Here is a 6,513-nt window from a genome sequence, read left to right on the forward strand (position 1 = left end):
GCAGTTCCGGGTCCGGGTCCACGGCGCCGTCGCCCGGATCGAGGTGGGGCGGGACGAGATCCCGCGCCTCTTCGAGCGGGAGATCGCCGACGCCGTGCACGCACGGTTCCGGGAGAACGGGTTCCTCTACGTCTCCGTGGACCTCAAGGGGTACCGGACGGGGTCGATGAACGAGGGACTGCCGGCGTCGACGCCCGGCCTGGTCGCGGAGCCGCCGGAAGAACCATAAAAACTTTCTCGGCTCATAAATCCAGTGACATGGACGTAGGGCGACGCGGGGGGGTTCCACGCAGGCGCCCCATACCTCCCGTTGGAGGGGTACCCCACCGATACGGGTTTTTCCGGTGGGGCAGCGTATGGAGCGACAGAGGGGGACACTCTTGGTTCAAACCGGGGACCAAGGGAAAGAGTGTCCTCCGCCATGGCGGAATCGCAGTGAGCGGTCATATGTTGCCGTAATGGTGAAACGCGGCGATCAGGTCGGGGGGGCACAGTCTCCGCCGTCCCCGCGGATCTTTCCGATGGCGTGGGGCAGGACCGGCAGGAGCACCGCGAGATTCTCCGTCGCGCCCCCGGGGCTCCCCGGCAGGCTGACGATCATCGTCTTCCCCCGGATCCCCACGACCGAGCGAGAGAGCATCGCGGTCGGAACCCTCTTCAGGCTGTCGGCCCGCATCGCCTCCGCCATCCCCGGGATCTCGCGGTCGAGGATCTCCCGCAACGCCTCCGGAGTGACGTCGCGGGGATCGACCCCGGTCCCGCCGGTCGTGACCACGAGGTCCAGGCGCAGCGCGTCGCAGAGGTGGAGCAGCGCGCGGCGGATCCGCGGCACCTCGTCGGGAACCACCACCCGCTGGACGACCTCGGCGGGCATCCCGCGGAGCATCTCCGCAACCGCCGGGCCCGACGCGTCCGGCCGCTCCTTCCGGAACGACCTGTCGGACACCGTGACGACCGCCGCGCGGATCAGGGGATGCCTCTTTCAGACCTTCAGGATGTTCGACTTGAAGATCAGCTTCTCGTGGTCGTCGCCGTCCTCGGGGAAGGAGGCGTGGCCGAACCGCACCTCGACGCGGGCGTCCACGGCCTTCTTCCGGATCTCCTCGACCTCGGCCGCGATCGCCTTCTTGATCCGCGGGATGGCGCTGATCTTCCCGTCCTCGGCCTCGGGGAGGATCATTCCGAACTTCCCCTCGCTGATCCGGGCGACGACGTCGTACTCCCGGAGGGAGTCGCGGACGGCCTTGGCCACCCGCTTCATCACCCAGTCCCCCCGGCCCGCCCGCGCCTGCGGACCTTCCGGGATCCTCGCCTGAACCTCGCAGATCATGAGGACCAGCCGGCGCTGGAACCGCTTCGCGCGGCTGATCTCGTGGAGGAGGCGCTCCTGGAAATATTTGAGGGTGGGGAGCCCGGTCTCCCCGTCGAGGTTCTTCAGCCGGTCGTTCCGCTCGTAGGCGATCGCGTTGGCGACCGCCTTCTCCGCGTACCGGAGGAACTTCCCGAACGTCGCCAGGTCGTCCGTGCTGAACGAGGACGGGAAGAACGTCTTGTGGGGGAACTTGTCGAAGATCGAGATCGTCCCGATGACCTCCCCTTCCCCCCGGAGCGGCAGGCAGATCATCGTCCGGGCGACGTCGGAGAACTCCTGCCACGCCGGGTCCGTCGACACGTCCCGGACCAGGAGGGACGGCTCGTCCGTGAGGACCGCGGTGACCGCCTTCATGTCCAGCCGGAAGAGCTCCTTCTGCTCCCCCTCCGTCCGCATCCCGTAATATTCGCGGATCCCGTACTTCCCGGTCTGGGGATCGAGAAGCCGGAGGACGCACGTCTCCGCCTCCATGATCAGGCACGCCGAGGTGACGACGAGCTTGAGGAGACGCGACAGGTCCAGCGTCGAGATGATGTTGACGCCCGCCTCGTTGATGGCGGCGATCTTCGTCATCCGCAGGAGGGCGGACTCCTCCCGGAGCGACGCGCCCACCGCGTCGGCCAGGAGCGTCGACGCGTCGGTCAGCGCCGAAACCTGCCCTTCCGCGAGCCCCGCCTCGGTGACGGCGTGGACGACGAGCACGCCGTTGGCCTCCCCGGAGAACAGCAGCGGGAACATCAGCACGGACCCGTGGCGGCGGGCGCCGGACGGACGGCCCTTCTCCTCCAGCACGATCGGGCGGCGCTCGGCGATGGAGAGCTCCTCGAGGGTCCCTTCGGACGCGAAGCGGAGCTCGGGGGAGGAAGCGGCGACCCGCAGGGTGGAGGCCCGCACGAAGAAATCCTCGCTGTCCCGGTCGAACAGCAGGACCGACACCGTGCCTCCGCCGACGAACCCGGAGACCGCGCCGGAGAACTCCCTCAGCCGGTCCTCGATCGGCTTTCCGGACCGGAGGATCTCCCCCGCTTTCCTCGCGAAGGCGTCGGGCATGTCAGGAGCTCTCCTCTTCCATCGACACCCGGATCCGCACGCGTACCGTGTTCCCCCCGGCATCGAGGAACAGCGCCGGCAGGACGGCGTGCCCCTCCGGCGACACGAACGGGTCCTCGAACTTGAGGAACGTCATTCCCGCCCCCTCCACGGAGACGGAGACGGCGGCGGGCGCGGGTCCCGCGGACCGGGGCGGCTCCGGCGCGATTTCCGGGATCTCGACCTCGATCTCCCCCAGCTCCTCGAACGACGGAACGGGCTTCTTCGGTTCGGGCGGACGGAGCGACGTCGGTTCCACCTCGATCTCGGACCGCGCCTCCTTCCCGGGGACGGCGGCGGCTTCCGCGGCGCCCGCTTCCCGGATCTCCTCGACCTCGGAGATCTCCTCGAGCGCCTCCGCCTCGAGCGGGGTGAAGGTCTTCCGGATCTTCGCGTCGGCCAGCTCCCCGATATCCTCGTGGGCGGCCATCTCCCCCGGCATGAGGAGCGTGCTGCGGAGGTGGGAGAACACCTTCCGGGAGATGGCCACCAGCGTTTCGGTGACCCCTTTCCCGGCGGGCGCCACCGCGTCGAACGTCTGCACGGAAAGGAAGTTCAGGGCCTTGTCGAGCTCCTCCCGGGTCGCCCCGTTCGGGAGGTCCCGCTTGTTGTACTGGAGAACGAAGGGCAGCTCCTCGAGCTTCTTTCCGTAGCTGGAGAGGTTGTCCATCAGGTTCTTCAGGCTCTCCATGTTGCTGTTCATCATCTCCCGCTGCGAGTCCGCGACGAACACGACGCCGTCCACCCCCTGCAGGACGAGCCGCCGGGTGGCGTTGTAGAACACCTGCCCCGGGACCGTGTACAGGTGGAAGCGGACCTTGAACCCCTTGATCTGGCCGAGGTCGATCGGCAGGAAATCGAAGAAGAGGGTGCGGTCGGTCTCGGTGGGGAGGGAGATGAGGCGCCCCTTCTGCTCCGGGCGGAGCAGCTTGTGGACCATCTCGATGTTGGTGGTCTTGCCCGACAGGCCCGGCCCGTAATACACGATCTTGGCGCTGAGCTCCCGGGTCGCGTAGTTGAACAGGGCCATCGTCTCTCCCGCCGCTCTAATGTCTCTGGGCCAGGATGCGCCTGGCCTCCGACCGAACGACCGCCGCCAGGCCCCGGTTCTGCATGAGGATCCGCAGCTCGTTCGTCTGGAACGTCCGGAGGAACCGGATCGCCGCGGGCGGCGGGGTCCTCGGGTTCAGCACGAGCGCCGCCACCACCTGCCGGTTCGCGGTCCACTGCCGGTTGTCGGCGATGGCCCGGAGGATCTCCTCGTTCGTCAGGGAGGAGGACGCGAAGTGCGCGATGTCCTCGTCCGAGAGCTTCGGGCTCTGGATGACCGCCCGGGCCACCATGCAGCTCGCGTCCCGCGAAAGGATCTTCCGGACCTCGCGGTTCCCCTTGGAGGCCAGCTCCACCTTCTCCGGCACCGTCATGGCGGCGATCCTCGCCTCGAGGGAGCGGCGGTCCTCGTCCGAGACCGCCCGTTCCTCCGTGAAACCCGGATCGTCCCGCCCGCCGCCGGGGTGGATCACTCCTCCTCCTCTTCCCCCGTTTCCTTCTTCGCGTCGGCCACGACCTTCTCCGCGATCGCGGCCGGCACCTCCTCGTAGTGGGAGACCTTCATGGTAAACTGCCCGCGCCCCGACGTGATAGAGCGAAGGTCGGAGGAGTAGCGCAGCACTTCGGACAGCGGAACCTGGCATTTCACGATCTGGCTCTTCCCGAGGGCGTCCACGCCGAGCACCCGGCCGCGCCGCCCGTTGAGATCCCCGATGATGTCCCCCACGTTCTCCTCGGGGACGACGACCTCCATCTCGGCGATCGGCTCCAGCAGGACCGGCTTCGCGGTCTGGGTCGCCTTCTTGAAGGCGAGGGAGCCGGCGATCTTGAACGCCATTTCGGAGGAGTCGACCGTGTGGAAGGATCCGTCGAACACCGTGACCCGCACGTCGACCACCGGGTACCCGGCGATGACGCCGCGGGACATCCGCTCCACGACGCCCTTCTCGACCGCCGGGATGTACTGGCGCGGGATCGATCCCCCGACGATGGCGTCGACGTACTCGAACCCCTTTCCGCGGGGAAGCGGTTCGATCCGGATCCAGCAGTCGCCGTACTGTCCGCGCCCGCCCGACTGCTTCTTGTGCTTCCCCTGGGCCTCCGCCTTCCCCTTGATGGTCTCGAGATACGCGATCTTGGGGGTCCGCAGCTCCACCTCGACGCTGTACTGGCGCTTCAGCTTCTCCACCGCCACCTCGAGGTGGGTCTCGCCCATCCCCGCGAGGATGAACTCGTTGGTCTGCGCCTCCTTCCGGAACCGGAGCGTCGGGTCCTCCTCGATCATCCGCGCGAGGGAGCTGCCCAGCTTGTCCTCGTCGTTGCGCGTCTTCGGGCGGACCGCGAAGGAGATGACCGGATCCACGATCTCCGGTCGATCGAACAGGATCGGGCTCTTCGGATCGCAGAGGGTGTCCCCCGTGGAGGTCTCCTTGAACTTCGCCACCGCCACGATCTCCCCCGCCGACGCCGACCCGACCGCCTTCTGCTTCTTCCCCTCGAGCCGCAGGATCTGCCCGATCCGCTCGGTCGCGTCCCTCGCGGTGTTCAGGGGGGACATGTCGGGGGTGAGGGTGCCGGAGAAGATCTTGAAGATGGAGAGCTTTCCCGCGTACGGGTCGGCCAGCGTCTTGAACACCTGGGCGGAGAACGGGGCCGTCGCCGAGATCGCGCGCTTCTCCTGCGCCTTGGACTTCGGGTGGGTGCCGGCCACCTGTCCCCGGTACGACGGGTCCGGGAGGGCGAAGTTGATGAGGTCGAGGAGCGGGTGGATGGCGATGTTGCGCGACGCGGAGCCGCAGAGGACCGGCAGGAACTTCATCGCCCGCACGCCCGCGCGGAAACCGTTCCGGATCTCGTCCTCGCTGAGCTCGGTGCCTTCGAGGAACTTCTCGATCAGCGCGTCGTCGGATTCGGCGCACGACTCGACGAGCCTCTCCTTCGCCCTGGCGGCCGCCTCCGCCATGCCGGGCGGGATCTCCTGGACGGCGAACTCCCCCGTCTCCCCCTTGTACGCCAGCGCCTTCATCCGGAACAGGTCCACCACGCCGGAAAAACCGGCCTCCCGGCCGATGGGGAGCAGCACGGGAACCGCCGGGACCTTCAGGATGTCGGAGATCTCCTCCACGGCCTTGTCGAAGTCGGCCCGCTCCCGGTCCATCTTCGAGATGAAGGCGATGACCGGAACGTCGGCGTGCCGCGCGAGGTTCCACATCTTCTCCGTCTGGACCTCGACGCCGGAGACCGCGTTGACGAGGAGCACCGCCCCGTCGAGCGCCCGCAGGCAGGCGCGGGTGTCCGCCTCGAAGTTGATGTATCCCGGGGTGTCGGCGACGGTCACCTCCACCCGGTTCCACGCGTAGTGGTGAAACGAGGTGCTGATCGTGATCTTCCGCCGGATCTCTTCCGGATCGTAGTCGAAGTTGGAGCTGCCGTCGTCCACCCTTCCCATCCGGTCGGTGGCCTTCGCGTTGAACAGGAGCGCTTCCGCCAGCGTCGTCTTCCCCGCCCCGCCGTGGGCGATGATTCCGACGTTCCGAATCTGTTGGATTTCCACTGGGACCGACCTCCTCCGCGGATGTTCCCTGGTCCGGACCGGGGGCCCGGCGTCAGGAAAGGTTCCTTTCGTATATAATACGCAGCCCTTCCAGAGTCAAATTCTCATCGATTTCGTGGATTTTTGACGACTCCGACGCGATGGCCCGCGCCAGCCCCCCGGTCGCGATCACCAGGGGATCGATCCGCACTTCCTTCCGGATCCGATCGATGATCCCGTCCACCATCGCGACGTAGCCGTAGAAGATGCCGGACTGCATCGCCGCCACCGTGTTCTTCCCCACCACCGAGGGAGGCTTCGCGATCTCGATGCGGGGCAGCTTGGACGCCTGCCGGAACAGCGCCTCCGCGGAGATGTTCACGCCCGGGGCGATCACGCCGCCCATGTAGTCGCCTTTCGAGGACACGTAGTCGAACGTGGTCGCGGTCCCGAAGTCGACGACGATCGA

Annotated in this window: 7 protein-coding genes; 1 reads left to right on the top strand and 6 read right to left on the bottom strand. The window is 67.4% G+C overall.

What is annotated here, in order from left to right; translation table 11 throughout:
- Positions 1-229: hypothetical protein (locus HZB86_10535; GenBank protein MBI5905960.1), on the top strand; the 229-nt coding region annotated here is incomplete at its 5' end.
- Between the two features lie 246 nt (positions 230-475).
- Here the strand turns inward: HZB86_10535 and HZB86_10540 are convergent.
- The 6 genes from HZB86_10540 to HZB86_10565 all read right to left on the bottom strand — a co-directional run.
- Positions 476-967 carry a MogA/MoaB family molybdenum cofactor biosynthesis protein gene (locus tag HZB86_10540; GenBank protein ID MBI5905961.1) on the bottom strand — a complete coding sequence of 164 codons (492 nt, stop codon included), beginning with the start codon at positions 965-967 and terminating at the stop codon, positions 476-478.
- Positions 968-982: 15 nt separating this feature from the next.
- Positions 983-2,422 (bottom strand): diguanylate cyclase, encoded by a 1,440-nt coding sequence (locus HZB86_10545; protein ID MBI5905962.1) that lies wholly within the window; start codon positions 2,420-2,422, stop codon positions 983-985.
- A 1-nt stretch (position 2,423) separates the two neighbouring features.
- Entirely contained in the window at positions 2,424-3,491 is a 1,068-nt protein-coding gene (locus HZB86_10550) for a hypothetical protein (GenBank protein ID MBI5905963.1), read from the bottom strand.
- Between the two features lie 16 nt (positions 3,492-3,507).
- On the bottom strand, positions 3,508-3,984 hold the full coding sequence (locus HZB86_10555) for a hypothetical protein (GenBank protein MBI5905964.1): 477 nt from the start codon (positions 3,982-3,984) through the stop codon (positions 3,508-3,510).
- Positions 3,981-6,065, bottom strand: coding sequence for an elongation factor G (gene fusA / locus HZB86_10560; protein MBI5905965.1), 2,085 nt, complete (start codon positions 6,063-6,065; stop codon positions 3,981-3,983). The genes HZB86_10555 and fusA overlap by 4 nt, the downstream gene beginning before the upstream one ends.
- Positions 6,066-6,117: 52 nt before the next feature.
- The coding region (locus HZB86_10565; GenBank protein MBI5905966.1) for a type III pantothenate kinase at positions 6,118-6,513 on the bottom strand (396 nt) is incomplete at its 5' end.

This window comes from Deltaproteobacteria bacterium, from assembly GCA_016234845.1.
Taxonomy (GTDB): Bacteria; Desulfobacterota; Deferrimicrobia; order Deferrimicrobiales; family Deferrimicrobiaceae; genus JACRNP01.

Excerpts from the sequence above, each read along its gene's own strand:
- HZB86_10545 (MBI5905962.1), bottom strand. The coding sequence starts at position 2,422 with ATGCCCGACGCCTTCGCGAGGAAAGCGGGGGAGATCCTCCGGTCCGGA.
- HZB86_10550 (MBI5905963.1), bottom strand. The coding sequence starts at position 3,491 with ATGGCCCTGTTCAACTACGCGACCCGGGAGCTCAGCGCCAAGATCGTG.